Here is a 26,210-nt window from a genome sequence, read left to right on the forward strand (position 1 = left end):
TCAAGCCCCGCTGAGTTCCACGCGCCAGTTGCTGGTCTTCTGCCAGGCCAGCACTTCTTCGCGCAGGAGGTGCGCCGACTGCGGATAGGCATCGGCCCAATCGGGCGCGCACACGATGGTGAACGCCCGCGCGCCCAGTGCCGCGAGATGCAGCGCTTGAGGATCGGGGTCGCGGCGCGCATGGCAGAGGATCACGGCCAGCCGCAGTGCCAGCAGTTGCATCACGAACGTCTCGTCATCGAGCGCGGCTTCGAGCTTGCGCAGCTTGCCGCGCTGTCCCAGCACCAGTTGGCCGAGCGCGTGCAATTCGTTCACCGCGAAGCCGGGCGCGTCGGTGTTGTCGAGGATGTAGGCGCCGTGCTTGTGATAGTCGCTGTGCGACACCAGCGCGCCGATCTCGTGCAGTTGCGCGGCCCAGCCGAGCTTGCGCAGCGCGCGGCCGGCGCGGTTCGACGTGCTGCCGCCGCGCGCGGCGGGGGCGAGCTGCACGAACAGCGAAGCGGCGGCATCGCCCACCCGCTTGGCCTGTGCGGCATCGACCGCGAAACGCGTGGCGAGCCGGGCCACCGTGGCGGTGCGCATGTCGGCCACGCTCTCGTCGCGTTCCAGCAATTCGTAGAGCACGCCGTGGCGGAGGGCGCCCTGGGCGACCTTCATTTCCTCGATGCCGAGCAGGTCGAACACCGCGCGCAGCACGCTCACGCCGCCGCCGATCACGGCCTTGCGGTCTTCGCGCATGCCGTCGATCCGCAGCTTGTCGACGCTGCCGGCCTTGAGGAGGCGGTCGAGCAGCCAATCGAGGCCCTCGCGGGTGACGAGGCCGGGCTCCGCGCCGGCCGCGGCCAGCACGTCGCCAACCGCGCCGATGGTGCCCGAGGCGCCATAGGCCACGTCCCACTGGTCGCGGGTATAGCTGCCGAGCGCGTCATCGAGCACCGCCTTGGCGGCCACTTCGGCGGCGCGGAAGGCGGCGGGGGTGAACTGGCCTTCGGCGAAGTGCTTCATCGACCAAGCGACGCTGCCCACGCGGTACGACTCCACCAGCTCGGCCTGGAGCGAGCGACCGATGATCATTTCGGTGGAGCGCCCGCCGATGTCGACCACCAGCCGGCGTTCGTTGTCGGAGGCGTCGGTGTGCGGGAGCATGTGCGCCACGCCCTGGTAGATAAGACGGGCTTCTTCCCGGCCCGGGATCACGTCGATGCCGAAACCCAGGATGGTGCGCGCGCGCAGTAAAAATTCTTCGCGGTTGCGCGCTTCGCGCAGCGTCTGCGTGGCGACGGCGCGTACCTGCGAGCGCTTGAAGCCGGCCAGCCGTTCGCCGAAACGCGCCAGCGCATCCCAGCCGCGCTGCATGGCTTCGGTCGTGAGATTGCGGGCGCTGTCCAGGCCATTGCCCTGGCGCACTGTTTCCTTCAGGTACTCGGTGCGGTGGATCTGGCCGTGGTCGACCTGCCCGATTTCGAGCCTGAAGCTGTTCGAGCCGAGATCGACTGCCGCGAGGCGGGTGCCGTTTTGCATGTAGTTGTAGTGAAGAGGGCGGTTGCTTTGATCGTAGCGCCGTGACAGGCGCGCCACCTCCCGAATCGCTCGGCGGCGAGGTCGGGAAGGCTAGGCGCGCCCCATGACGGTTGTGTGACAGCGTCACACGGCCGAAGAGGGAAACACAGGCATTTTCCCTCGACAGCAGGGTGTCATATGGATGTCACACAAGCTTTCTAGAGTCCGTCCCAAGCCCGAAAGGGACTACTTCTTACTTCTAAAGGAAGCTTCATGAAAACGACGTTCAAATTTGCAACCGCCGGTCTCGTGGCCGCGCTGTTCTCGATTCCCGCCCTCGCCCAAGACGTGACCGGCGCCGGCGCCAGCTTCCCGGCACCGCTGTATGCCAAGTGGGCTTCGGACTTCAACAAGGCCACCGGCGTCAAGATCAACTACCAGTCGGTCGGTTCGGGCGCAGGCCTCAAGCAGATCGAAGCCAAGACCGTCGATTTCGGCGCGTCGGACGCTCCCCTGAAGGACGACGAACTCCAGGCCAAGGGCCTGATGCAGTTCCCCACCGTCATCGGCGGCGTGATCCCCGTGGTCAACATCACCGGCATCAAGCCGGGCGAACTGAAGCTCAACGGCCAGGTCCTGGGCGACATCTACCTGGGCAAGATCACCAAGTGGAACGACCCCGCCATCAAGGCGCTGAACGGCTCGCTGGCCCTGCCCGACGCTGCCATCGCCCCGGTTCGCCGCGCCGACGGTTCGGGCACCAGCTTCCTGTTCACCAACTACCTGAGCAAGGTCAATGCCGAGTGGAAGACCAAGGTCGGCGAAGGCACGGCCGTGAACTGGCCTACCGGCGCGGGCGGCAAGGGCAATGAAGGCGTCGCAGCCTTCGTGAACCGCCTGCCCAACTCGATCGGCTACGTCGAGTACGCCTACGTCAAGCAGAACAAGATGACCTACGCCCAGCTGCAGAACGCCGCCGGCAATTTCGTCTCGCCCGACGACACCGCTTTCAAGGCCGCCGCTGCCGCTGCCGACTGGAACAAGAGCTTCTACCAAGTGCTGACCAACCAGGCCGACAAGGGTGCATGGCCCATCACCGGCGCGACCTTCATCCTGATGCACAAGGTGCAGGACAAGCCCGCCAATGCGACCACCGTGCTCAAGTTCTTCGACTGGGCCTACAAGGGTGGCGACAAGACCGCCGACGACCTCGACTACGTGCCGATGCCCGACGCTGTGAAGGCCACCATCGCCAAGTCGTGGGGTGAAGTGAAGGACGCATCGGGCAAGCCCGTCGCGTTCAAGTAAGCAACCCACTCACCAGTCCAGAACGGCGCATCCATGAGCAGCACTTCGCTCGAGGACGCGCCGCTTTCGTCTTTGCCGGAGCGACCCGTGTCATCCACTCTTCCTGCTGCCGCCTCGTACGACCTCGCGGCCGACCGTGGCCGCGCCACTGCGCCGCCACCGCCGGTGAAGGCGCCGCGTTCCGGCCCCATGGCCGACCGCCTGTTCGGCTGGGCCGCCAAGGGCGCCGCGCTGCTGACGCTGGCGATGCTCATCGGCATCCTGTTGTCGCTGATCGTCGGCGCCTGGCCCGCCATTTCCAAGTACGGCCTCAGCTTCCTCACCAACAGCACGTGGGACCCGGTCAAGGAGGAGTACGGCGGCCTCGTGATGATCTACGGCACGCTGGCCACCTCGTTCATCGCCTTGGTGATCGCGGTGCCGGTGAGCTTCGGCATTGCCCTCTTTCTGACGGAACTGTCGCCCAACTGGCTCAAGCGCCCGCTGGGCACGGCCATCGAACTGCTCGCCGCCGTGCCGTCCATCGTGTACGGCATGTGGGGCCTGTTGGTGTTCGGCCCGATTCTTTCGACCTGGGTGCAGCAGCCGCTGCAGAAGCTGCTCGCCGGCGTGCCGTACCTCGGCGCCCTGGTGTCCGGCCCGCCCGTGGGCATCGGCATTCTGTCGGCCGGCATCATCCTGGCGATCATGATCATCCCGTTCATCGCCTCGGTGATGCGCGATGTGTTCGAGGTGACGCCGCCGCTTCTGAAGGAGTCGGCCTACGGCCTCGGCTCCACCACCTGGGAGGTCGTCTCCAAGGTCGTGCTGCCGTACACCAAGGCCGGCGTCATCGGCGGGATCATGCTCGGCCTCGGCCGCGCGCTGGGTGAAACGATGGCGGTCACCTTCGTGATCGGCAACATGAACCAGCTCAACTCGCTGTCGGTGTTCGAGGCTGCCAACAGCATCACCTCGGCGCTGGCCAATGAATTCGCCGAAGCCGGCGCGGGCCTGCACCAGGCTGCGCTGATGTACCTCGGCCTCGTGCTGTTCTTCATCACCTTCGTCGTGCTGACGCTCTCGAAGGTGTTGCTGGCCCAGATGAAGAAGAGCGAAGGAACCAAATCGTGAGCACCGCGCAAGACCTCATCAGCGCCAAGGCGCTCGCCGAAACGCGCCAGGCCCGGTTCGCTTCGCGCAACCGCGTCAACAAGATCGCGCTGACGCTCTCGCTCGCCGCGATGGTGTTCGGCGTGTTCTGGCTCGTGTGGATTCTCTGGGAAACGCTGCGCCTCGGGCTGGGCGGCCTCGCGCTCGCCACCTTCACCGAGATGACGCCGCCGCCGAACGAAGTGGGCGGCATCGCCAACGCGATCTTCGGCTCGTTCGTGATGGTGATGCTCGCCACCTTCGTGGGCACGCCGATCGGCATCATGGCCGGCATCTACCTGGCTGAGTACAACCCCAAGGGTTGGCTCGCCTCGGTCACGCGCTTCGTCAACGACATCCTCTTGTCGGCGCCCTCGATCGTGATCGGCCTGTTCGTCTACGCCGTGGTGGTGGCCTACTTCAAGACCTTCTCGGGTCTGGCCGGCGCGCTGGCGCTCGCGCTGATCGTGATTCCGGTGGTGATCCGCACCACCGAGAACATGCTGCAGCTGGTGCCGCCGGGCCTGCGCGAAGCGGCCTACGCATTGGGCACACCGAAGTGGAAGGTCATCATCAGCATCACGCTGCGCGCCGCACGCGCCGGTGTGGTCACCGGCATCCTGCTGGCCGTGGCGCGCATCGCGGGCGAAACCGCGCCGCTGCTCTTCACTGCGCTGAACAACCAGTTCTGGACCGCCGACGTGAGCCAGCCGATGGCCAGCCTGCCGGTCACGATTTTCAAGTTCGCGATGAGCCCGTACGAGAACTGGCAACAGCTGGCCTGGGCCGGCGTGTTCCTGATCACCGTCGCCGTGCTCGCCCTCAACATCCTGGCGCGGGTCCTCACGCGCAACAAACACTGATTGAAGAAGAAGATCTCCCATGCCAAACACCGTCGCACAACCGTCGCGCTCGAAGATCTCGGTCAAGGACCTGAACTTCTACTACGGCAAATTCCACGCGCTCAAGGGCATCAACCTCGAGATTCCCGAGAACAAGGTCACGGCCTTCATCGGCCCGTCGGGCTGCGGCAAGTCGACCCTGCTGCGCACCTTCAACCGCATGTTCGAGCTCTACCCCGAGCAGCGCGCCGAGGGCACGATCGCCCTGGACGGCGAGAACCTGCTCACCTCCAAGCAGGACGTCGCACTCATCCGCGCCAAGATCGGCATGGTGTTCCAGAAGCCGACGCCGTTCCCGATGTCGATCTACGACAACATCGCCTTCGGCGTGAAGCTGTTCGAGAACCTCTCGGCCAGCGAGATGGACGATCGCGTCGAGTGGGCCCTGAAGAAGGCCGCGCTCTGGACCGAAGTGCGCGACAAGCTGCAGCAAAGCGGCTCGGGCCTTTCCGGCGGCCAGCAGCAGCGCCTGTGCATTGCGCGCGGCATCGCGATCAAGCCTGAAGTGCTCTTGCTCGACGAACCGTGCTCCGCGCTGGACCCGATCTCGACCGCCAAGATCGAAGAGTTGATCGCCGAGCTCAAGAACGAGTACACCGTGGTCATCGTGACGCACAACATGCAGCAGGCCGCCCGCTGCAGCGACTACACCGCCTACATGTACCTGGGCGACCTGATCGAGTTCGGCGCGACGGAGCAGATGTTCTTCAAGCCGCAGCGCAAGGAAACCGAGGACTACATCACCGGCCGTTTCGGCTAAGGAGACAAAACCATGAGCGAGAAACATCTTTCCAGCCAGTTCGACAGCGAACTCAACGGCGTCTCGTCGCGCGTGATGGAGCTCGGCGGCATGGTCGAGTCGCAGATCCATACGGCGGTGTATGCGCTGCTGCAGTTCGACCCCGAAGCGGCCGACCGCGTGATGGAAACCGAGCACCGCGTCAATGCGATGGAAATCGACATCGACCGCGAGCTCTCGTCGATCATTGCGCGCCGCCAGCCGACGGCACGCGACCTGCGCCTCTTGATCGCCATCAGCAAGACCACGGCCAACCTGGAGCGCGTGGGCGACGAGGCCAACAAGATCGCGCGCATGGTCAAGTCGATCATCGAGAGCGGTTCGGCCCGCCAGTTGCCCACGACCGAGCTGCGCATCGCGGCCGACCTGGCCTCGGGGCTGCTCCGCACCGCGCTGGACGCCTTCGCGCGCCTGGACACGGCTGCGGCGCTGTCGATCCTGAAGGACGACGACCTGATCGACAAGGAGTTCGACGGGTTCGTCCGCAAGCTGGTCACCTACATGATGGAAGACCCCCGCACCATCTCGGCCAGCCTGGACCTGCTGTTCCTGGCCAAGGCCATCGAGCGCATCGGCGACCACGCCAAGAACATTGCCGAATTCATCATCTACATCGTCAAGGGTGCCGATGTGCGGCACACTTCGATGCAGGAAATCGAGTCTGCGCTGCAGTGACCTCGGCGCCAAGACTCCCATAAAGCATGAGAGAAACCCAGAGTCCTGATCGTCGAAGACGAGTCCTCGATCGCCGAGCTGATCGCCGTCAACCTGCGCCACAACGGCTTCGAGCCGATCTGGTCGGAAGACGGTGCCGCAGCCCAGCGCGAAATCGACGCCTTCCTGCCCGACCTGATCCTGCTCGACTGGATGCTGCCGGGCCAGAGCGGCCTGCAGCTTGCCCGCCAGTGGCGCAAGGATCCGCGCACCAAGGCCATCCCGATCCTGATGCTGACCGCGCGCGGCGACGAGCCCGACAAGGTCGCGGGCCTGGATGCCGGCGCCGACGACTACATCACGAAGCCCTTCTCGACGCAGGAAATGCTGGCCCGCATCCGCGCGGTGCTGCGCCGCCGCGCCCCTGAAGTGGTGACCGAGCGCGTGGAAATCGGCGAGCTGGCGCTCGACACCTCTACGCACCGCGTGACCTGGCAGGGCGGAGCGCTCAAGGTCGGCCCGACCGAGTTCAAGCTGCTGGCCTACCTGATGCAGCACGCCGAACGCGTCCACAGCCGCGCGCAACTGCTCGACAAGGTGTGGGGCGACCACGTCTACATCGAGGAACGCACGGTCGACGTGCACGTCAAGCGGCTGCGCGAATCGCTGGGTGCCGCCGCGCCGATGGTCGAAACCGTCCGGGGAGCAGGCTACCGCCTGACCGCCCAAGTCACGGTTTGAACACCGTGGCGTCCCTCGGCCGCGGGCGCGGATAATCGCCCGCCATGCCTTTCCGAATTGCTACTTTTTTAATAGCGTCCCTTGTAATAGGAGCGGGCGCTATCGGCATTTTTGGCTGGAAGTTCGGGTGGCTGGGCGCCTGGCTGGGGGCGGTGCTGTGGCTCGCGCTCGATGCCTGGCGCGCCGAACGGCTGCTGCAGGTGCTGCGCAACGACGCCACGGGTTTGCCGACCCGCGGACCCGGTGTCTGGGGCGAACTGGCCGAGCGCATCCGCAAGCTGCTGCGCGACCGCGAGCAGCAGACCCGCCAGGCCGAAGACCGGCTGCAGGAGTTTCTGGCGGCCATCCAGGCGTCTCCCAACGGCGTGATCCTGCTCGACGAGCAGGGCCGCATCGAATGGTGCAATCAGACGGCGGCCGGGCAGTTCGGCATCGATGCCGAGCGCGACCTGCTGCAGCACCTTGCCAATCTCGTGCGCGATCCGGCCTTCGTGGCCTACCTGGCGTCGTGGAACTACAGCCGCGACGTCGTCATCGACGCTTCCGGCCCGGGCCACACGCACCAGCGCAGCCATCCGGTGCGGCTATCGGTGCAAGTGCATCCCTACGCGGGCAACCGCCGCATGCTGCTCACGCGCGACATCACGGCGCTGGAGCAGGCCGAGGCGATGCGGCGCGATTTCGTGGCGAATGTGTCGCACGAGATCCGCACGCCGCTCACGGTGCTGGCGGGCTTTGTCGAGACGCTGCAGAACCTGCCGCTCGATGCCGATGAGCGCATGCGTTATCTCTCGCTGATGGGCCAGCAATCGCACCGCATGGAAACGCTGGTGAACGACCTCTTGACGCTGTCGCGCCTGGAGGGCAGCGCATCGCCTTCGGGCAATCAGTGGATTCGCATCCGCGCCCTGCTGGCGCAGTGCGAGGACGAGGGGCGCGGCCTGTCGGGCCGGCTTGCGCCGCTGGGCCATCGGCTCTCGTTCACCATCGATGCCGAGTCCGAGATATCGGGCGCGCCGACCGAATTGCAGAGCGCGATGTCGAATCTGCTGAGCAACGCGATCCGCTACACGCCCGGCGGCGGCGAAGTGGCGGTGAGCTGGCGGGTGCTGACCGACGGGCGCGGCGAGTACGCGGTGAAGGACACCGGCCCCGGCATTGCCGCCGAGCACATTCCGCGGCTCACCGAGCGCTTCTACCGCATCGACCGCAGCCGTTCGCGCGAGACCGGCGGCACGGGGCTCGGCCTCGCGATCGTCAAGCACATCGCACAGCGGCACGGCGCCGAATTGCGCATCGAGAGCACGGTGGGCAAGGGGAGCCGGTTTGCGCTGGTGTTTCCGGCCACGCGGGTGCGCGAGGCGCGCGTGCTGGCGAAGTGAGCTTCGGGCCGGCGTTGTTTGTTCTTCAGCCGGCTCGCTTCTGCATCGTCCAGCGCAGCAGCGCGCTGAACAGCAGGCCCGTGAGCACCAACGCGCCGGCGCTCATGATCCAGAACGCCAGCGGCGATTGCATCGCCGGCCATGGCCCGAGGCCGCGGTAGGCCAGCAGGTAGCTGCCGCCGAGGCCCAAGCCCCAGAGCATCGCGCAGTAGATGACCAGCGGCGCCAGCGTCACGCGGTAGCAGCGCAGCACGAACACGCACAGCGTCTGCAGGGCATCGGCGAGGTGATAGACCGCGACGACCGGCAGCAGCAAGGCGGCCAGCGCGATCACTTCCGGGTTGTCCGAATACACATTGGCAAGCTCGTGGCGCAAGGCGACCATCGCTCCGGCGTAGACGAGGGCGCACAGCATGGCGAGCTCGAAGCCGAGGCGGCAGGCGTGCCGCGCCTTCGCTGCATCGCCGGCGCCGAGCCAGAAGCTCACGCGCGCGCTGGTCGCGATGGCGAGCGAGAGCGGCATCATGTAAGCCACTGCGAGCAGGTTCGAGGCGATCTGGTGCGCAGCCGCCGCAGCGGTGCCCAGGCGCGCGATGAACAGCGCCATCAGCGTGAACGAGGTCACTTCCACCAGCACTGCCAAGCCGCCGGGAACGCCGAGGCGCGCGAACTGGCGGATCTGCAGCCAGTCGGGCGGCTCGATGCGTTCCCAGAGCGCATAGCCGCGATAGAAGGCGCTGCTGCGCAGCAGCCAGACCGCGCAGCCGAGCATGGCCCAGTTCACGCACAGCGTGGCCCAGGCGCAGCCGACAAGGCCCATCGCAGGCAGGCCGGCGCCGCCGAAGGTGAACCAGATCGACAGCGGCAGCTTCACCACCAGCGACGCCAGTTGCAGCCAGGTCACAAGCTGCGGCTTGCCCAGGCTCTGGTTCAGCGTGCTGAAGAGACGAAAGAGGAGGGACGGCGCCAGCGCGAAGGCGAGCACCGCGAGGTAAGCCTCGACCTCGCCGCGCATCTCCGCCGGCACCTGGGTCCAGCGCAGGGCGCCGCCGGGCAGCAGCAGCGCCACCATGCCCACCGCGATGGCGATGCCGGCCAGGTAGAGCGACTGCCGCACCGAGCGGCCGACCTCGCCGCTGCGGCCCGCGCCGTGCAGTTCGGCCCACACCGGCAGCAGCGCCTGCAGCACGCCCATCAGCGAGACGTACACGCTCACGAAGATGGCCGCGCCGACCGAGAGCGCCGCCAGCGCGTGCTCCGAATAGCGGCCCGCGATGATGGTGTCGGTCACGCCGAAAGCCATCACGGCCAGTTGCCCGACCAGCACCGTGCCGGCGTGGCGTGCGATCAATCCCCGTTCGCCCGTCACTTCTTAGGGCACGATCTTTTGATAGAGCAGCAGGTCGTCCGAGGCACTGCTGGGGCGGCGCAGGGTGCCGCTGAAGCGCCACTTCTCGAGCGGAATGATGGTGTGCAGCCGCTCGATCGTGTCGGGGCTCACCACCAGCCAGGGGCAGTCGGTGCCCAGCAGCAGGGGCTGCAGGTTGAAGTTGCCGTGGTGGCGCAGCGCCGCGATGTGCGGCCGGCTGAGCGCCAGTTCGGCGATGCAACTGGGCTGGCCCACGCGCTCGGCGACGGCACGCACCTGCGGCAGGTAGCTGCGCGCGTAGTCGATGGGGGGCAGCCAGAGCGTCATCAGCAGCATCCAGCAGAGCGCGGTGCCGCCGGCCGGCAGCACCAGCGTCTTCCAGAGCGCGGCGCGGTGGCGCCCGGTGCGCCAGCGCACCAGCCAGCACCACGCGATGGTCGCAGCCAGTGCGAGCACGAATGCGATCGGCGAGAACTCGGCCACGAAGCCCGGCACCAGCCGCGCAACGCTGGCCGCGGGCTTGCGTGGCACGCCCGTCAGCATGGCGATCCAGTAGAGCCAGCCCAGCACCGCGAGGCCACTGAAGAAGAGCACGTTGAACCAGTCGATCAGCGCCGCGGCGCTGCGCCGGAAGGTCGGCAGCGCGAAGGCCGCCAGCGTGGCGAAGGCGGGCAGGGCGAGCAGCAGCGAGCGGTCGGAGTAGTCGGTGGTCCAGGTGGCGGCCAGCGGCACGAGCGCGAACCAGAACGGCAGCGCGACATGGCGCGCCGTGAGCTGGCGGCGCCAGCGCCAGAGCGTCCAGATAGCGAGCGGCCAGACCGGCCAGGTGAACCAGAGCAGGAGCTTGGCCTGGCTGCGGATTTCGCTGCCGATCGAGTTGCCGTCCAGCGTGATCTTCCATTGCGACAGGCCGAGGCCGAACACCAGCGCCGCTGCCAGCAGCGTGACGCCGATCATCGTGAAGAGGGCGCCGCGGGTGTAGCCGGGGCCATCGTCGGAGCTCACGTCCGCTCCGGCTTTTGCGACGAGGTGCCGCTCATAGGCGATGTAGAGCGCGCTGCCGACGGCGAGCGCGAGGCCAATGGTGGGAGCGCCGCTCAACGTCATGCCGAGCGTGCCGACCACCAGTGCGATCACCGGGCCGGCGCGGCGGTACGGCAGCGCGGCCACGCCGTAGAACAGGTGCGAGGCGAAGTACAGCTGCGCGAGGGCGGGCGTGGTCTCGTGCCCGAGCTGGGCGAGGCCCAGGCAGGCAATCAGCGCCAGCAGGCCGCCGTCAGCGATGGCGCGCGCGTAGTCGGTCGGACGCGCCTCGCCGCCGAAGGCGAACGCCACGGGCTGGGCGCGGGCCGTGCGGGCAAGGTAATAGACGGCGTACCAGGTGGCGGTGAAGGTGCCCCAGAGCATCAGCGCGAAGACGAATCGCACGGCAAGGTCGGGGTTCAGCCACGCGGGGGCGAGCTTGATCGCGATGGCGCCGATCCAGTAGGGGACCAGTGCGGGCGTCTCGGGCTGCATGCCCAGCAAGAGGGGATCGAACCAGCGCGCGATGCCTTCGGTGCCCCGGGCCAGTTCGGCCATGTAGCCGAAGGCGGTGATGTCGGCACTCTTCCACGGTCCGCGCCCAACCAGGCCCGGCAGCAGGTAGGCCGCGCACAACAGCAGCAGCGCGATGCGCGGCAGCCGGCGCACGGCATTCTGGGCAACGATCGCGGGGGTGGGCTGGTTCAAAGGGCGGAAAGCGGAGAAAAGGGCGAAAGAAGATTCGGAATGAAAAAGGGCAGCGCGGTAAACCGGGCTGCCCTCGACGCCAAAGCGCGTGCTTTACTTCGAAGCAGCGCCGGTGGTCTTGCCGAAACGGTTGCGGAACTTCTCGACGCGACCGCCCATGTTGTCGACCGACTTCTGCGTGCCGGTGTAGAACGGGTGCGATTCGCTGGTGGTGTCCAGCTTGAACAGGGGGAGCTCGCGACCGTCGTCGGTCTTGCCCATTTCCTTGGTGTTCGCGCACGAACGGGTCACGAACTTGAAACCGTTCGACATGTCGACGAACAGGATTTCGCGGTAATTCGGGTGGATGCCTTCTTTTGCCATGGTGTTTCCTTTTGCGCTGTTGGAATCAATGCGCGGTCGATGCGAGAGCCACAAGCGCGTCGACTGTCGAAATGGACTGGGTCGGCGGCTGTCCCGGGGGTGAGGGGATCGCTGGGCAGGACGCCCGGCTGCACTTTTCGCGGAGCCGGCGATTATCGCATACTGGCCGTTTTGAGCGAAAAGTGGCCCACAGATGACTTCCACAGCGTTGCGCGCCGGCCTCGTCGGCTACGGTTTCGCCGGCCAGACCTTCCATGCGCCCGTGCTTTCGGCCGTTCCGGGGCTCGAACTGGCGGCGGTGGCGAGCTCGCAGCCGCACAAGGTCCACGCGGACTGGCCCGGCGTGGCCGTGGTGCCGGACGTGGCGGCGCTCGTGGCCCGCGCGGACATCGACCTGGTCGTGGTCGCCACGCCCAATGCCCAGCACCATCCGGTTGCAAAGGCTGCGCTGGAGGCCGGCAAGCACGTCGTGGTGGACAAGCCTTTCACGCTCGATGTGGCCGAGGCGAGAGAGCTCGAATTGTTGGCTCGACGCAACAATCGCGTCCTGGCGGTCTATCAGAACCGGCGTTACGACGCCGATTACCTGACGTTGAAGGAGCTTCTGGCAAGCGGCGAGTTGGGGCGGCCGGTGTACCTTGAATCGCATTTCGACCGCTTCCGGCCCGAGGTTCGCGAGCGCTGGCGAGAGCAGCCGGTGCCGGGTTCAGGCCTGTGGGTGGACTTGGGCTCGCATTTGGTGGATCAAGCCGTCCAGTTGTTCGGACGGCCCGATACGCTGCAACTCGACACGGCCGTCCTCCGCGATGGAGCGCTGGTCGAAGACTATTTCCACGCCGTGTTGCGCTACGAGAGCGGCCCACATGCACCCTTGCGCGTGGTGCTGCACGCCACGACACTCGCGGCCCATGCCGCGCCACGCTACGTCGTGCACGGCACGCGCGGCAGTTACGTGAAACACGGCGTTGATCCGCAAGAGGATGCGCTGCGCGCCGGACAGCGACCGCCAGCCGAAGGGTGGGGCGCCGATCCGCTCGATGGCGAACTCACGCTGATTGGTAGCGACGGGGCACCGCGCTTTCGCGCCGTGCCCACGCTGGCAGGCAACTACGTCGGCTACTACGCGGCGGTCCGCGACGCGATCCTTGGCACGGGTCCGAACCCGGTCCCGCCGGAGCAGGCGGTCGCGCTGATGGAACTCCTCGACGTCGGTCGCCAGAGCGCAGCCGAAGGTCGCGCCATCCGCATCGAACGCCCATGAAAAAAGCGCGTTGACCGGTGAGGGTCAACGCGCTTTTGCGGAGGAGCGGGATGGTGCTCAGCCGCCGCGACGCATCATGTCGAAGAACTCGACATTGGTCTTCGTCGCCTTCATGTTCTTGAGCATCAGCTCCATCGACTCGATCTCGTCCATGTTGTACATGAGCTGACGCAGGATGCGGGTCTTCTGAAGGATCTCGGGGGCCAACAGCAATTCTTCGCGGCGCGTGCCGCTGCGGTTGAGTTGGATCGAGGGGAACACGCGCTTTTCGTACAGGCGGCGGTCGAGGTGGATTTCGGAGTTACCGGTGCCCTTGAACTCTTCGAAGATCACTTCGTCCATGCGGCTGCCGGTATCGATCAGCGCGGTGCCGATGATGGTGAGCGAGCCGCCTTCTTCGACGTTGCGCGCGGCGCCCAGGAAGCGCTTGGGACGCTGCAGTGCGTTGGAGTCGACGCCGCCGGTCAGCACCTTGCCCGACGAGGGCACGACGTTGTTGTAGGCGCGGGCCAGACGCGTGATCGAGTCCAGCAGGATCACCACGTCCTTCTTGAGTTCGACCAGGCGCTTGGCGCGCTCGATCACCATTTCGGCAACGTGCACGTGGCGCGCAGCGGGTTCGTCGAAGGTCGAAGCAATGACTTCGCCCTTCACCGTGCGCTGCATTTCGGTCACTTCTTCAGGGCGCTCGTCCACGAGCAGCACCATCATGTGCACGTCGGGGTAGTTGGCGCTGATCGCGTGGGCGATGTGCTGCATCATCACCGTCTTGCCGCTCTTGGGCGGCGCCACCAGCAGGGCGCGCTGGCCTTTGCCGATGGGGGCGATGATGTCGATGATGCGGCCGGTGATGTTCTCTTCGCCCTTGACGCCATCGCGTTCCAGCTTCATCTGCTCCTTGGGGAACAGCGGCGTGAGATTCTCGAACATCACCTTGTGCTTGTTCTGCTCGGGCGGGCCGTCGTTGACCTTGTCCAGCTTGGTCAGCGCGAAGTAGCGCTCGCCATCCTTGGGCGTGCGCACTTCACCTTCGATCATGTCGCCGGTGTGCAGGTTGAAGCGGCGCACCTGGCTGGGCGAGATGTAGATGTCGTCGGTGCTGGCGGTGAAGCTGGTGTCGGGGCTGCGCAGGAAGCCGAAGCCGTCGGGCAGGATTTCGAGCACACCGTCGGCGAAGACCTGTTCGCCGGCCTTTGCGCGCTTCTTGATGATCGCGAACATCAGCTCCTGCTTGCGCATGCGGCCGACGTTTTCAATCTCAAGGGCTTCGGCCTGCTTGAGGACTTCAGACACGTGGAGTGCCTTGAGTTCGTTTAAGTGCATGGAATGACCCCTCGCGGGGTAATCGAAACGGAAAACGGGGGGAGGTTGAATGTGTAGCGAGAACTGCTGCACTAACCGGGGAACTCGAACCGGTTGCCTGGAAGGGCCGGTGATCTGTGGGAGATTATGACAGGAAAAACGCGCCGGCCAAGCGCATTGCGCGCTGGCCGGATCGAATGTCGCTTATGCGAGTTGCTGGTCGATGAAGGCGGTGAGTTGCGCCTTGCTCATGGCGCCGACCTTGGTGGCGGCCAGTTGGCCGTCCTTGAACAGCATGAGCGTGGGGATGCCGCGAATGCCGAACTTGGCGGGGATGTCGCGGTTCTCGTCCACGTTCAGCTTGGCGATCTGCAGTTTGCCTTCGTAGGTGGCCGACACTTCGTCAAGAATCGGGGCGATCATCTTGCAAGGGCCGCACCATTCGGCCCAGTAGTCGACCAGCACCGGCTGGCTGGACTTGAGCACGTCGGCTTCGAAGGAGGAATCGGAGATGTGTTTGATCAGGTCGCTGGCCATGTGATGTGTCCTTGTGCGCAGAGAGTTTCGGTGCAGCTAAAGTGCTGGTCATTGTGACAGAAACCAAGGGGTGACGTGCCATGCGCAGCCGCTATGGCAGTGATAGCCAAAGCCCTTGCAGATCACGACAACGCGCTCTCAAACCCCTCGATAGAACATGAACGAAGGCCACCCCGTCCACGCCTTGTGGTGCGACCCCGCCGAGGGCGTCGTCGCGCGGATCGTCCGCGCGCTCGCCGAGCGCGAGCTGCATGCGGCGCGCACCGTGGTGCTGGTGCCTTATGCGCAATTGATGGGCGTGGCGCGCGGCATGTGGGCGCGTTGCGGCAGCGCGGGCTTCGTGCCGCGCTTCGAGACCACGCACAACTGGGCGCGCAGCGCGGGCGGCTTCCTGCCGACGGGCTACGACATCGCGTTCGACATGGCGCGTGACCTCATCACGGCCCAGGCGCTGCTGTCGCAAGCGGGGTTCAACAACGAGCGCTTCGCATTGGCAGGCCGCGTCGTCGAGCTGGCCTACCAGCTCGCGCCCCTCGCATCGGCGTCGTTGCCGGACGCCCGCGTAGGCGAATGGGCGCAGCGTGCCGCGCATGTGGCCGAGGCGGGCAGCGAGTCGGAGTGGTTCCGCATCGAAAATGCGCTGATCCGCATCGCCGTCGCCTGGGCCGCGACCTCGGGCTACGCAACGGACGTGCTCCTGCGAGAAAGCACGCGCAACCAGGTCGATGCATTGATCGTGCTCGAAGGCTTCCAGACCGATCCACTCACCCAGACCCTCTGCGCCCTGTGGGGCGATCACGCGCTGCACCTCTCGCTCGTGCCCGCGAACACTCCCGTGGCTCCCGCAGCTTCCCATGTGGCGGCAGACCCGGAGGATGAAGCCGAGCTCGCCGCCGCCTGCGTGCTGCGTCACCTCGCCGAGGGCCGCGCGCCGGTCGCGCTGATCGCCACTGACCGCGCGCTCACGCGCCGCATCAGCGCACAGCTCAAGGCGCAGGGCATCGTCACGCACGACGAAACCGGCTGGAAGCTCTCGACCACCCGCGCTGCCGCCACGTTGATGAGCGCGCTGCGCGCCTGTGCCCACGACGCGGCGAGCGATCAAGTTCTGGAATGGCTCAAGAGCGGTGCCGATGGTGATGCGCTGGCCGTGCAGGCGCTCGAAGCACGCCTGCGACGCGAAGGCCTGCGCGACTGGTCAGCCTGGTGCAGCCTCGTGGCCCGTAGTGAGAAGCCGAACGACGTGGCGTTGCTGCCCTACACCGAAGCCATCGAGGCGCGCCGCGCATCGATGATGAAGTCCAGGCCCGTGGCCGAATGGCTGCGCGCGTTGCGCGAACTGCTCGAAGGCAGCGGGCAATGGACGCCTCTGGCCGACGACATGGCAGGCGGGAAAGTCATCGCCGCGCTGTGGCTCGATGCCGATTCGCACGGCGATGCCGACGAATTCCCCGGCGGCCGTCACACGCTCGCCGAATTCACCGCCTGGGTGCGCGACGTGCTCGAAGACGCGAGCTTCGTGCCGCCCACCGGCGACCACGCGCCCCGGGTGATCGTGCTGCCGCTCTATCAACTGCTCGGCCGCGTATTCGGCGCCGTGGTCATTCCTGGGTGCGACGATCGCCGGTTGCCCGCATCGCCCGAGCCGCCCGGCAATTGGAGCGCAGCCCAGCGCCTCGAACTGGGCCTGCCTTCGCGCGAGACCCTCGAAGCCGCGCAGCGCTCGGCCTGGACCGCGGCCTTGCACAACCCCTGGTGCGAACTGGTCTGGCGCCAATCCGACGCGAGCGGCGAACCGGTCCGACCGAGCCCGTTGGTGCAGGCGCTGCAGCTCGACCATGTGCTGCAGCCCACCGTCGATCCGCGTCCTGCGCGCGACGTAACCGTGCAGCCGACCGCCGTTCCCACGCCTTCGGGCGCGCTGCTACCGCTGCAGAACATTTCGACCAGCGTCTACGAAGACCTGCGCCGCTGCCCCTATCGCTTCTTCGCGCTGCGGCAGTTGGGGCTGCGCAGCGCCGACGAGCTCGACGTGGAGGTCGACAAGCGCGACTTCGGCAACTGGCTGCACGCCGTGCTCGGCCATTTCCACGAGTCGCTGATCGAAAGCCCGACGCAGGATGCGCAGGAGCGCGTGGCATTTATCGAAGAAGCCGCGCAGCGCGCCACGCGCGAGTACGGCCTCTCCGATGCCGAGTTCCTTCCTTTCGCCGCGGCATGGCCTGCGGTGCGCGACGGCTATCTCGAATGGCTCACAGGGCATGAAGCGGGTGGCGCGATGTTTGTCGAATCCGAACCCTGGAAGGAGCAGCCACTGGGTGACCTGCGTCTGGTCGGCCGCCTCGATCGAGTCGACCGCACGTCCGATGGACAGGCCTTCGTGATCGACTACAAGACCGAGTCCGCGAGCGTTACCAAGGAGCGAGTGAAGGACCCGACCGAGGACACGCAGCTCGCCTTCTACGCAGCGCTGGTGGCTGACGACACCTTGCGTGCGGCCTACGTCAACGTGGGCGAGAAATCGTCCGGCACTCAGACCGTCGAGCAACCGGCGGTGGTCGAGGCGAGAGACGCATTGGTGGCCGGCATCATGAGCGACTTCACGCGCATCGCCGAGGGCGCGGCGTTGCCCCCGCTGGGCGAGGGCGCCGTTTGCGACTATTGCGCGGCGCGCGGCCTGTGCCGCAAGGACTTCTGGGAGGTGTCGAAGTGAACGGCGCAGCCTACGAACACAACGGCCGGCACGTCACGCGCGAAGCCTTCTATACCGTCGCCTGCGATCCGCGCCGATCGGTGGCCGTGGAAGCCTGCGCGGGCGCGGGCAAGACGTGGATGCTCGTGTCGCGCATCCTGCGCGCGCTCCTCGAGGAGGGCGACTCCGCCTGCGAGCCGCATGAAATCCTCGCGATCACTTTCACCAAGAAGGCGGCCGGCGAGATGCGCGAGCGTCTCGACCAATGGCTTGAGCAGTTCGCAGAAGAAAGCCCCGAAGAACTCGTGAAGCAGCTCGTGATGCGCGGGGTCGAACCTGCTGCCGCACTGGCTGCCGTGCCGCGATTGAAGGGCCTCTACAGGCGCCTGCTCGAAGGTGGCCGACCGGTGCAGTTCCGCACCTTCCACGCCTGGTTCGCGGGCCTGCTGCGCAATGCGCCGCTCGCGGTGCTGCGCGAATTGGGCCTGCCATCGAACTACGAACTGCTCGAAGACGATGCCGAGGCGCGCGGCCACACCTGGCGGCCGTTCTTCGAAGCGGTCACGGCCGACAAGCATGCACTCGCCGACTACTACGCCGTCGTCGCGACGCACGGCCGCTCGCAGACGGCAAAGGCGCTGGGCGAAGCGCTGACCAAGCGCGTCGAGTTCTCGCTGGCCGATGCTGAAAACGCCGTCCAGCACTTCAGCGCCATGTACCCGGCGCTCGAAGGGCTGGACGAGCCGACCCAGGCCCTGCGCGGCGACTCGGTCCGCCGCCGTTGGCTCGACCGCGCCGCCGCACTCGGCCGCGAGACCAACAAGACGCCGCAGAAGGCGGCCGAGGCCATCATCGACGTGTTCGGCGTCGGCGAGCCCGCAGTCGAATCGCTCTCCGCAGCGCTCGCGCACCTGAGAAAGAACTTCTTCGTCGCCAGCGAAGACAGGCTCACCAAGAACCTGCAGAAATTCCCCGCCGCGCAGGAGGCTGAAGCCGAGCTCCAGGTGCTGTGCGCCGCGCAGGCCCAGCACGCGGCATGGCTCTACCAGCAGCGCATGACACGTCTTACGCGCCTTCTCATCGCCGCTTTCGCGGACGTCAAGCGCGCCCACGGCTGGGTCGACATGAACGACGTCGAGCAGGCCGCGCAGTTGCTGCTCGGCCAGTCGGCGCTGTCGGGCTGGGTGCAGGAACGGCTCGACGCACGCATCGCGCACCTCTTGATCGACGAGTTCCAGGACACCAATCCGCTGCAGTGGCAGGCACTCTACGGCTGGCTCAGTTCCTACACGGGCGCGGGCAGCAGCGCGCCGCGCGTGTTCATCGTGGGCGACCCGAAGCAGAGCATCTACCGCTTCCGCCGCGCCGAGCCGCAGGTGTTCATCGCCGCCAAGAAGTTCGTGCGCGAAGGGCTCGATGGCGAGCTGCTCAATTGCGACCACACGCACCGCAACGCACGTGCGGTGGTCGGGCTGGTCAACCAGGCCATGCTCGCCGCGCAGGATGCGGGCGAATTCGACGGCTATCGCGCCCACACCACCGAGCGTGGCGACGAGGGCGAGCTTCTCAAGCTGCCGGCCATCGACCGCGATGCGCTCGGCGACGCGGTGGAAGCCGCACCCGCAGACGACGGCATGCTGCACTGGCGCGACAGCCTCGTCACGCCGCGCGTGCTGCATGAAGAACAATTGCTGCAGAAGGAATGCGAGCAGGCCGCACGTTGGGTAGCGCAGCGCATCGCCGACGGCATACCGCCGAGGCAGATCATGGTGCTGGCGCGCCGGCGCAATCGGCTGTCCGCGATGCAGGACGCGCTGCGCCAGCGCCACATCCCCGTGCAGCAACCCGAGAAAAACGAGCTGCACGATGCTCCCGAGGTGCAGGACATGGTCGCGCTGATCGATGCACTCGTGTCGCCCACCCACGATCTCTCGCTGGCGCGGGCGTTGAAGTCGCCGCTCTTCAACATCGACGACGAGGTGCTGGTGCAACTGGCGTTGCGGCAGCGCGAACATTCGTCATCAAGCTGGTTCGCGTTGATCCAGAAGGGCGAGGGTTTGCCGCCGGTGTTGGTCGAGGCGGGTGTCAGTCTGAAGAAATGGCAGCGCTGGCTCGTGACCCTGCCGCCCCACGATGCCATCGACGCCATCTTTCACGACGGCGACGTGCTTGCGAAGTTCGGCGCCGCCGTGCCCGCCGCGATGCGCCAGAGCGCGCTGGCCAACCTGCGCGGTCTGATGTCCGCATCGCTCGAGATCGAAGGCGCGCGCTTCGCCACGCCGTATGCACTGGTGCGCGCGCTGCGTGCGGGCGGCGTGCGTGCGCCGTCCGTCGCCGCGCCCGATGCGGTCCAACTGCTGACCGTGCACGGCGCCAAGGGCCTGGAAGCCGACACCGTGCTGATGCTCGACTGCGATGCCGCACCGCCCCGCGCCCAAACCATGGGCGTACTGGTCGAGTGGAAGGGCAGCGACAGCGCGCCGACGCGCTTCGTGTTCCTCGCAAGCGAGAAGACACCGCCGGCCTGCGCCGCTTCGCTGCTCGAAGAAGAACAGCGCGCGCGCCATCGCGAAGAGCTCAACGGCCTCTACGTCGCGACCACGCGGGCGCGTGAGCGGCTGGTGCTGTCGTCGGTGAAGCCGGCGCGTGCCAACGAGGGCAGCTGGTGGGCTCGGCTGGAGTCGGCCTGCGAGCCGACCGAGGCAGATGAGCCGCTGGTTGCATTGCCCGTTGAGACCGGTGTGCCCAGTTTCTCGATGAAGCAGATGCCTCCGACGCCTGCCGCCGTCGATCAGCCTTCCGCCAAGAAAGCCGCCGACGCCACGGTCGACGCGCGCGCCGCCGCCTTCGGCCAGGCCATGCACCGGCTGCTCGAATGGGCGGTGCCGGGCGAGACGCTGCCCTCGGCCCACGTGCGCGCCGCGGCCCGCGAATTCATGCTCGATCCGCAACAGGCACGCGGCGCCGCGACGCTGGCCGAACGCATCCGCGCGGGGGCGGGTGCCTGGGTGTGGGACGATCGCAGGGTCGATTGGCATGGCAACGAAGTCACGCTGGTCCACGAAGGCGAGACCCTGCGCATCGACCGGCTGGTGCGAGAGCGCGAGACCGGTGCCTGGTGGATCCTCGACTACAAATCCGCAGCGCGCCCCGAACGGGACGCGACGTTGATCGCACAGATGCAGCGCTACCGCGCGGCCGTGCAACATGCCTACCCTGGTGCCACGGTCCGCGTCGCGTTCCTCACCGGGCAGGGCGAACTGGTAAATCTCGAATGACCCTTTCCCCAACCGTCGCCGTGATCGGCGGCGGACCTGCCGGCCTGATGGCGGCTGAAGTCCTCGGCGCGTCCGGCGCGCAAGTGCACGTCTACGACGCGATGCCCTCGGTGGGCCGCAAATTCCTGCTGGCCGGCCGCGGCGGGCTGAACCTCACGCATTCGGAACCCTTCGATGTGTTCATGAGCCGGTTCGGCGAAGGCCGCGCGCAACTCGAGCCGATGCTGGCGCAATTCGGCCCGCAGCAAGTGCGCGAATGGGCGACCGGCCTCGGCATCGAGACTTTCGTGGGCACATCAGGGCGCGTGTTTCCGACGGACATGAAGGCTGCGCCGCTGCTGCGCGCGTGGCTGCATCGGTTGCGCGCAGCGGGTGTGCAGTTTCATATGCGACATCGCTGGCTTGGCGATGCGGCGTTCGATGCGGCCGCGCTGCGGTTCGCCACGCCGGCTGGCGAGATCTCGGTGAAGGCAGATGCCGTAGTGTTGGCGCTCGGCGGTGCGAGCTGGGCGCGGCTGGGGTCCGACGGTGCGTGGGCGCCGTGGCTGCAAGGGCGCGGCATCGATGTCGCACCGCTGCTGCCTGCCAATTGCGGCTTCGACGGGGCAGGGTGGAGCGAGCATTTTTCCAGCCGCTTTGCGGGGCAGCCTTTCAAGTCGGTGGCGATTTCATTTGCCGACAGCCAGGGGCGCAGCTTTGCGCGCAAGGGTGAGTTCGTTGCGACGGCGACGGGTATCGAGGGCAGCCTGATCTATGCGGCGTCGGCCTTGCTGCGCGACGAGATCGCTTCGCAGGGCAGCGCCACGTTGTTGCTGGACCTGTTGCCAGACCGGAGTGCCGAGCAGGTGCTGGCGGCTGTGAAGCATCCGCGCGGCGCCCGCTCGCTCAGCAGCCACTTGAAGAGCAGGCTTGGGCTCGAAGGCATAAAGGCCGGTGTGCTGCACGAGGCGCTGAGCCGCGAGGCGATGCAGGATCCGGTGCAACTGGCGGCGACGATCAAGGCGGTGCCGTTGAAGCTCGTCGCGACGCGACCGATCGATGAGGCGATCAGCACCGCGGGTGGCGTACGTTTCGACGCGCTCGATGCGCAACTCATGACGAGCGCATTGCCGGGCGTGTTCGTGGCGGGAGAGATGCTCGATTGGGAAGCGCCGACCGGCGGCTATCTGCTGACCGCATCGATGGCCAGTGGTGCGGCTGCGGCGCGCGGTGCAGCTCGGCAACTGAGTCTGTAGGGTCCTCGTGTCAATGAAGTTTCTAGTGAAGCGAGACCTTCCGATGTTTGCTTCAGAGAGTCAACGCTCCAAAGGCCACCGCTTAACAGTTGAGGCCTCTTAACTGGCGAGTGGCTCGATAAGATCTTTTGCCGAGGATGGTTTCAAGTACGCCGTGACGCATGCTTTGAGCCGATCGGCAAAATCAAAAATATCATCGACGCTCGCAATGGCAATGCGCTCTTCATCTTTCTTGTCGTCGAACAAACCGATTACCAACTTGTTCTCGTTGTTGAACCTCAGTCGGCAAATGGGCTTCCTGTTGTTGTCATCGAACAAGATCGCGCAGTAGCTGGCTGCGTCGCGTATGGAAACCATAGCTGGTTTGACGATGGGCCGAACGATTGCGCGAATGACTTGGAAGGCTTCCAATTCGATAGCCGAAGGAACGAAGGCTTCGCCCACCGAGATTGGCGTATCAGTAGAGACAGTCACTTCGGGTGAAAGCGCAGGCTCAGGTGTCATCGCGCCTTTCAAGCGCTCGTTGATCTTGTCACCTACAAGCTGCTGAAAGGCATGCTTGGTGATTAGAGTGAACTGATCTTTCACGGCATTTTTGAAGTGTTTGCCCGCCAAGAATTCTGCTGATACGAGCCGAACAAAATCCTCAGGCGGATTTGTCATCCAGCCAGCCAGCGTGTTTTGTATCGCACGCGTGTATTTCAGATGGTTCGCAGTGACTAGGATGTTCTCAAGGTCGAAAGCAGTCTTGGCGAACTTCTTGAGTTCTTCAACGTCTTGATCGCGAAAATCAAGAATATTGAACTCAAAGAATGGCTTCTCGTCCATCTTGTTCGGTTTCTCAAGGTCAGTGAAAAACCGATACATCAGACCGTTTGTGAGGACGCCGAATCTGGCCTCAGTGACATGAAAATATCTGAACAGTTGACTCGCATGGTTAATGTTCAGATCTCCGCCGCTCTTTTTGCACTCAAAGAGCATGATGGGTTTGCCGTCCTTCAAGATGGCATAGTCCACTTTCTCCCCCTTTTTGGTCCCCACATCGGCGATTAACTCGGGCGTGACTTCCAGGGGGTCGAACACGTTGTAGCCAAGGAGTTGGATGAATGGCATCACCATTGCATTTTTTGTAGCCTCCTCGGTCTGAAGCAGATCTTTGGCGATTGCAACGCGAGAGGCTAGTGATCTAACTTGATCAATGAAATCCATCTGTACTCCTCGTTTATTTTGGACGCCGGGTGTTAATACGCTGGCCAAAGCATTCTGAGGAAGAGAGGTAGCAGCCGCAAGTTGTACTTACGCGAATACTCGTAAGTCCCGTGATGAATGCCGAGAATTAGCGAGCAACCCGCCAGAGGGGCTTGCGCTCCAATAGTTCTAGACGCAGTGCTTAGTGTTGAGGCGCGGCACAACCACAGCACATTCCAGAAGCGAGGTCTGTGGAAGGCTTCGCACCCGAGGGATTTCACTTAGAGTTTTGCGAGCTACGTTCACTTCGCATGGAGTGAACGAGCGGCTGAAGAAGTTGACGAGCCTTACCCCTGGCACTGACTACGCAGTTAGGGCTGCTTGGTTCCCCACCTGACCCGGTTGGCCACTTCACCATGCAGGGAGGCCCGTCAGGCTGGATTCTAACCTCGCGGGATTTGCCCCCTTCGACGAGGCGTGAATGAAAATTTCGAGCGCGCCGGTCGGGAAACAAGCGTGAAGTCGCCTCTCCGCGCCTTTTAGAATGCCCGCAATGTCTTATCTCGTGCTCGCTCGCAAGTTCCGTCCGAAAACCTTCGGTGAGATGGTCGGCCAGGGGCATGTGGTGCAGGCGCTCGAGAACGCACTGACCACGCAGCGCCTGCATCACGCCTATCTTTTTACCGGCACGCGGGGCGTGGGCAAGACCACGGTCTCGCGCATCCTGGCCAAGTCGCTCAACTGCCAGGGGCCGGACGGGCAGGGCGGCATCACCGCCACGCCGTGCGGCGTATGCCAGGCCTGCCGCGACATCGATTCGGGCCGCTTCGTCGACTACACCGAGCTCGATGCGGCCTCCAATCGCGGCGTCGACGAAGTGCAATCGCTGCTCGAGCAGGCGGTCTACAAGCCGGTGCAAGGGCGCTTCAAGGTCTTCATGATCGACGAAGTGCACATGCTCACCAACACCGCGTTCAACGCGATGCTGAAGACCCTCGAAGAGCCGCCCGAATATCTCAAGTTCGTGCTCGCGACCACCGATCCGCAGAAGGTGCCGGTCACGGTGCTTTCGCGATGCCTGCAGTTCAACCTGCGGCCGATGGCGCCCGAGACGATCCTCGAACACCTCACGAGCGTGCTGCAGACCGAGCAGGTGCCGGCCGAGCCGCAGGCGCTGCGCCTCCTGGCGCGCGCAGCACGCGGCTCGATGCGCGATGCGCTCTCGCTCACCGACCAAGCCATTGCTTTCGGCAACGGCGAGCTGATCGAGACCGGCGTGCGCCAGATGCTCGGCAGCGTGGACCGCGGCCATGTGTTCAAGCTGATCGAGGCGCTCGCACAGGGCGATGGCAAGACGGTGGTCGACACCTCCGAGGCGCTGCGCCGCGATGGCATGTCCGCCGCTTCCACGCTCGAAGAAATGACGTCGGTGCTGCAGGCCATGGCCGTGCTGCAGGCGGTGCCTTCGCGGGCGGAGTCCGCCGATTCGGCCACCGACCCCGACGCCGCCGACACCGCCCGCCTTGCATCGCTGATGCCGGCCGACGAAACGCAACTGCTCTACAGCCTCTGCCTGCACGGCCGTGGCGAGCTGGGCCTGGCGCCCGACGAGTACGCCGCGCTGACGATGGTGCTGCTGCGGCTGCTGGCATTCAAACCTTCCAACGCGGCCGCTTCGACGGCTACCCCGGAAAAAAAAACTCTGAATGAAGCGCAGGGCGCGGCGCAAAGGGCGCCGGCCCCGGTCGCTGCGCCTTCGCCTGCCCCGGCGCCGGTGGCCAGGCCACCGGCCGAATCACCGCCTCCGACAGCGCCCACGCCGCCTGTGCCGGCTTCCGCTGCAGCATCGAATGCGCCGGCATCGGTCCCCGCCGGTCATCGCCTGGCCGTTGTCGACGAACCCATGCGGTCCTCGGATCACAGGCCTTCCTCTTCGGACGCCCCCGCCAAGGTCGTCGGCATGCCGATCCGAGTGCAGCCGCCTCCCGGCCAGCGCGATGCGCCGCGCACCGACGAGCAACGCGGCCCGGCTGCGCCGATCCCGCCCAGCGAGGACGGCGACTTCTGGTACGCCACGGTCACCCAGTTGGTCGCGGCCGAAAGCATCACGGCTCTCGCGCGCGAACTCGCATTGCAATCGCAGCTCGTGGGTCGCGACACCGACCAGTGGATCCTGCGCATCGAGCGCGAAACGCTCAACCAGCCGTCCAGTCGCGAGAAGCTGACCGCAGCCCTCAACGCGCTCGGCCACGACATCAAGCTCGCCATCGAGATCGGCGGCGTGGTCGACAGCCCCGCGCGACGCAACCGGCATGCGGCCGAGGAGCGCCAGCGCGTGGCCGAGGAAGCCATCCACAGCGACCCCGAGGTGCAGATGCTGATGCGCGACTTCGATGCGAAGATCGTCCCCGGAACGCTGCGGCCGGCCTGACCTCGGCACCGCAGCCGCGTCTCTTATCCTTCACCCCTTTTCCTCACCACACACACAGGACCAACGATGTTCAACAAAGGACAACTGGCCGGCCTCATGAAGCAGGCGCAGGCAATGCAGGACAACCTCAAGAAGGCCCAGGAAGAACTGGCGCACATCGAGGTCGAAGGCGAATCGGGCGCCGGTCTCGTGAAGGTCGTCATGACCTGCAAGCACGACGTCAAGCGCATCACCATCGACCCGAGCCTCCTGGCCGACGACAAGGACATGCTCGAAGACCTGGTGGCCGCCGCCTTCAACGCAGCAGTGCGCAAGGCCGAGGAAACCAGCGAGCAGAAGATGGGCAAGCTCACCGCGGGCATGCCGGGCCTCCCGCCTGGCATGAAGCTGCCGTTCTGAGCGATTG

General features: G+C 65.7%; 20 protein-coding genes and 1 other RNA gene. 13 read left to right on the forward strand and 8 right to left on the reverse strand.

All coding sequences use genetic code 11. The features are described 5' to 3' along the window. Window positions 1-1,521, reverse strand: a complete 1,521-nt coding sequence (locus tag QFZ83_RS09565) for a Ppx/GppA phosphatase family protein (RefSeq protein WP_307505419.1) — start codon at window positions 1,519-1,521, stop codon at window positions 1-3. 252 nt (window positions 1,522-1,773) lie between these two features. On the opposite strand from QFZ83_RS09565, the gene pstS reads away from it, so the two are divergent. From pstS to phoR, 7 genes are read left to right on the forward strand one after another with little or no spacing between them, the layout of a single operon-like run. Next, window positions 1,774-2,808, forward strand: coding sequence for a phosphate ABC transporter substrate-binding protein PstS (gene pstS / locus QFZ83_RS09570; protein ID WP_306878303.1), 1,035 nt, complete (start codon window positions 1,774-1,776; stop codon window positions 2,806-2,808). Between the two features lie 33 nt (window positions 2,809-2,841). Then, on the forward strand, window positions 2,842-3,921 hold the full coding sequence (gene pstC, locus QFZ83_RS09575) for a phosphate ABC transporter permease subunit PstC (protein ID WP_307505422.1): 1,080 nt from the start codon (window positions 2,842-2,844) through the stop codon (window positions 3,919-3,921). Next, complete coding sequence (gene pstA, locus QFZ83_RS09580; RefSeq protein ID WP_013540925.1) at window positions 3,918-4,802, forward strand: phosphate ABC transporter permease PstA; 885 nt, start codon at window positions 3,918-3,920, stop codon at window positions 4,800-4,802. The genes pstC and pstA overlap by 4 nt, the downstream gene beginning before the upstream one ends. A 19-nt stretch (window positions 4,803-4,821) precedes the next feature. Then, a complete protein-coding gene (pstB, locus tag QFZ83_RS09585) occupies window positions 4,822-5,601 on the forward strand; it encodes a phosphate ABC transporter ATP-binding protein PstB (RefSeq protein ID WP_013540926.1) in 780 nt (259 codons plus the stop codon). Window positions 5,602-5,613: 12 nt separating this feature from the next. Then, entirely contained in the window at window positions 5,614-6,315 is a 702-nt protein-coding gene (gene phoU / locus QFZ83_RS09590; protein WP_280807891.1) for a phosphate signaling complex protein PhoU, read from the forward strand. Between the two features lie 45 nt (window positions 6,316-6,360). Continuing rightward, window positions 6,361-7,035 (forward strand): phosphate regulon transcriptional regulator PhoB, encoded by a 675-nt coding sequence (phoB, locus tag QFZ83_RS09595; protein ID WP_307512670.1) that lies wholly within the window; start codon window positions 6,361-6,363, stop codon window positions 7,033-7,035. Between the two features lie 44 nt (window positions 7,036-7,079). Beyond that, window positions 7,080-8,417, forward strand: a complete 1,338-nt coding sequence (gene phoR, locus QFZ83_RS09600) for a phosphate regulon sensor histidine kinase PhoR (RefSeq protein ID WP_307505427.1) — start codon at window positions 7,080-7,082, stop codon at window positions 8,415-8,417. 25 nt (window positions 8,418-8,442) lie between these two features. Here phoR and QFZ83_RS09605 read toward each other — a convergent pair whose 3' ends face one another. The 3 genes from QFZ83_RS09605 to QFZ83_RS09615 form a co-directional block, all read right to left on the reverse strand. Further along, window positions 8,443-9,786 (reverse strand): MATE family efflux transporter, encoded by a 1,344-nt coding sequence (locus tag QFZ83_RS09605; protein WP_307505431.1) that lies wholly within the window; start codon window positions 9,784-9,786, stop codon window positions 8,443-8,445. 3 nt (window positions 9,787-9,789) lie between these two features. Beyond that, window positions 9,790-11,517: a hypothetical protein gene (locus tag QFZ83_RS09610; RefSeq protein ID WP_307505433.1), complete on the reverse strand. Its 1,728-nt coding sequence runs from the start codon at window positions 11,515-11,517 to the stop codon at window positions 9,790-9,792. Window positions 11,518-11,610: 93 nt separating this feature from the next. Continuing rightward, entirely contained in the window at window positions 11,611-11,880 is a 270-nt protein-coding gene (locus QFZ83_RS09615; protein ID WP_007836661.1) for a type B 50S ribosomal protein L31, read from the reverse strand. A 193-nt stretch (window positions 11,881-12,073) separates the two neighbouring features. Between QFZ83_RS09615 and QFZ83_RS09620 the strand changes: the two genes are divergently transcribed. Next, window positions 12,074-13,141: an oxidoreductase gene (locus QFZ83_RS09620; protein ID WP_307505437.1), complete on the forward strand. Its 1,068-nt coding sequence runs from the start codon at window positions 12,074-12,076 to the stop codon at window positions 13,139-13,141. Window positions 13,142-13,198: 57 nt separating this feature from the next. On the opposite strand, the gene rho is transcribed toward QFZ83_RS09620, so the two are convergent. Continuing rightward, window positions 13,199-14,464, reverse strand: coding sequence for a transcription termination factor Rho (rho, locus tag QFZ83_RS09625; protein ID WP_013540932.1), 1,266 nt, complete (start codon window positions 14,462-14,464; stop codon window positions 13,199-13,201). A gap of 183 nt (window positions 14,465-14,647) precedes the next feature. Continuing rightward, complete coding sequence (gene trxA, locus QFZ83_RS09630) at window positions 14,648-14,980, reverse strand: thioredoxin TrxA (protein WP_013540933.1); 333 nt, start codon at window positions 14,978-14,980, stop codon at window positions 14,648-14,650. Between the two features lie 157 nt (window positions 14,981-15,137). On the opposite strand from trxA, the gene QFZ83_RS09635 reads away from it, so the two are divergent. From QFZ83_RS09635 to QFZ83_RS09645, 3 genes are read left to right on the forward strand one after another with little or no spacing between them, the layout of a single operon-like run. Then, window positions 15,138-17,693: a PD-(D/E)XK nuclease family protein gene (locus tag QFZ83_RS09635; protein WP_307505440.1), complete on the forward strand. Its 2,556-nt coding sequence runs from the start codon at window positions 15,138-15,140 to the stop codon at window positions 17,691-17,693. Further along, window positions 17,690-20,950, forward strand: coding sequence for an exodeoxyribonuclease V subunit beta (locus QFZ83_RS09640; RefSeq protein ID WP_307505443.1), 3,261 nt, complete (start codon window positions 17,690-17,692; stop codon window positions 20,948-20,950). Before QFZ83_RS09635 ends, QFZ83_RS09640 begins: the two co-directional genes overlap by 4 nt. Next, the gene (locus QFZ83_RS09645) at window positions 20,947-22,185 is read left to right on the forward strand and encodes a TIGR03862 family flavoprotein (protein WP_307505446.1); all 1,239 of its coding nucleotides are present in this window, start codon (window positions 20,947-20,949) and stop codon (window positions 22,183-22,185) included. The genes QFZ83_RS09640 and QFZ83_RS09645 overlap by 4 nt, the downstream gene beginning before the upstream one ends. A gap of 99 nt (window positions 22,186-22,284) precedes the next feature. Here the strand turns inward: QFZ83_RS09645 and QFZ83_RS09650 are convergent, their stop codons facing one another. Together QFZ83_RS09650 and ffs are read right to left on the reverse strand one after the other, a co-directional pair. Further along, the gene (locus tag QFZ83_RS09650; RefSeq protein ID WP_307505449.1) at window positions 22,285-23,394 is read right to left on the reverse strand and encodes a type I restriction endonuclease; all 1,110 of its coding nucleotides are present in this window, start codon (window positions 23,392-23,394) and stop codon (window positions 22,285-22,287) included. 315 nt (window positions 23,395-23,709) lie between these two features. Then, window positions 23,710-23,806: signal recognition particle sRNA small type (gene ffs / locus QFZ83_RS09655), an RNA gene on the reverse strand. A 120-nt stretch (window positions 23,807-23,926) separates the two neighbouring features. Here ffs and dnaX point away from each other — a divergent pair. Together dnaX and QFZ83_RS09665 are read left to right on the forward strand one after the other, a co-directional pair. After that, window positions 23,927-25,804 carry a DNA polymerase III subunit gamma/tau gene (dnaX, locus tag QFZ83_RS09660; RefSeq protein ID WP_307505453.1) on the forward strand — a complete coding sequence of 626 codons (1,878 nt, stop codon included), beginning with the start codon at window positions 23,927-23,929 and terminating at the stop codon, window positions 25,802-25,804. 66 nt (window positions 25,805-25,870) lie between these two features. Beyond that, window positions 25,871-26,203: a YbaB/EbfC family nucleoid-associated protein gene (locus QFZ83_RS09665; RefSeq protein WP_007836669.1), complete on the forward strand. Its 333-nt coding sequence runs from the start codon at window positions 25,871-25,873 to the stop codon at window positions 26,201-26,203. Window positions 26,204-26,210 lie beyond the last annotated feature (7 nt).

Source organism: Variovorax sp. W1I1 (assembly GCF_030815625.1).
Lineage (GTDB): Bacteria > Pseudomonadota > Gammaproteobacteria > Burkholderiales > Burkholderiaceae_C > Variovorax > Variovorax paradoxus_C.

Coding starts and splice junctions, on each gene's coding strand:
- phoU (WP_280807891.1), top strand. CDS start 5,614: ATGAGCGAGAAACATCTTTCCAGCCAGTTCGACAGCGAACTCAACGGC.
- QFZ83_RS09565 (WP_307505419.1), bottom strand. CDS start 1,521: ATGCAAAACGGCACCCGCCTCGCGGCAGTCGATCTCGGCTCGAACAGC.
- rho (WP_013540932.1), bottom strand. CDS start 14,464: ATGCACTTAAACGAACTCAAGGCACTCCACGTGTCTGAAGTCCTCAAG.
- QFZ83_RS09650 (WP_307505449.1), bottom strand. CDS start 23,394: ATGGATTTCATTGATCAAGTTAGATCACTAGCCTCTCGCGTTGCAATC.
- pstB (WP_013540926.1), top strand. CDS start 4,822: ATGCCAAACACCGTCGCACAACCGTCGCGCTCGAAGATCTCGGTCAAG.
- QFZ83_RS09635 (WP_307505440.1), top strand. CDS start 15,138: ATGAACGAAGGCCACCCCGTCCACGCCTTGTGGTGCGACCCCGCCGAG.
- QFZ83_RS09615 (WP_007836661.1), bottom strand. CDS start 11,880: ATGGCAAAAGAAGGCATCCACCCGAATTACCGCGAAATCCTGTTCGTC.
- QFZ83_RS09620 (WP_307505437.1), top strand. CDS start 12,074: ATGACTTCCACAGCGTTGCGCGCCGGCCTCGTCGGCTACGGTTTCGCC.
- dnaX (WP_307505453.1), top strand. CDS start 23,927: ATGTCTTATCTCGTGCTCGCTCGCAAGTTCCGTCCGAAAACCTTCGGT.
- trxA (WP_013540933.1), bottom strand. CDS start 14,980: ATGGCCAGCGACCTGATCAAACACATCTCCGATTCCTCCTTCGAAGCC.
- QFZ83_RS09665 (WP_007836669.1), top strand. CDS start 25,871: ATGTTCAACAAAGGACAACTGGCCGGCCTCATGAAGCAGGCGCAGGCA.
- phoR (WP_307505427.1), top strand. CDS start 7,080: ATGCCTTTCCGAATTGCTACTTTTTTAATAGCGTCCCTTGTAATAGGA.
- QFZ83_RS09645 (WP_307505446.1), top strand. CDS start 20,947: ATGACCCTTTCCCCAACCGTCGCCGTGATCGGCGGCGGACCTGCCGGC.
- pstC (WP_307505422.1), top strand. CDS start 2,842: ATGAGCAGCACTTCGCTCGAGGACGCGCCGCTTTCGTCTTTGCCGGAG.
- pstS (WP_306878303.1), top strand. CDS start 1,774: ATGAAAACGACGTTCAAATTTGCAACCGCCGGTCTCGTGGCCGCGCTG.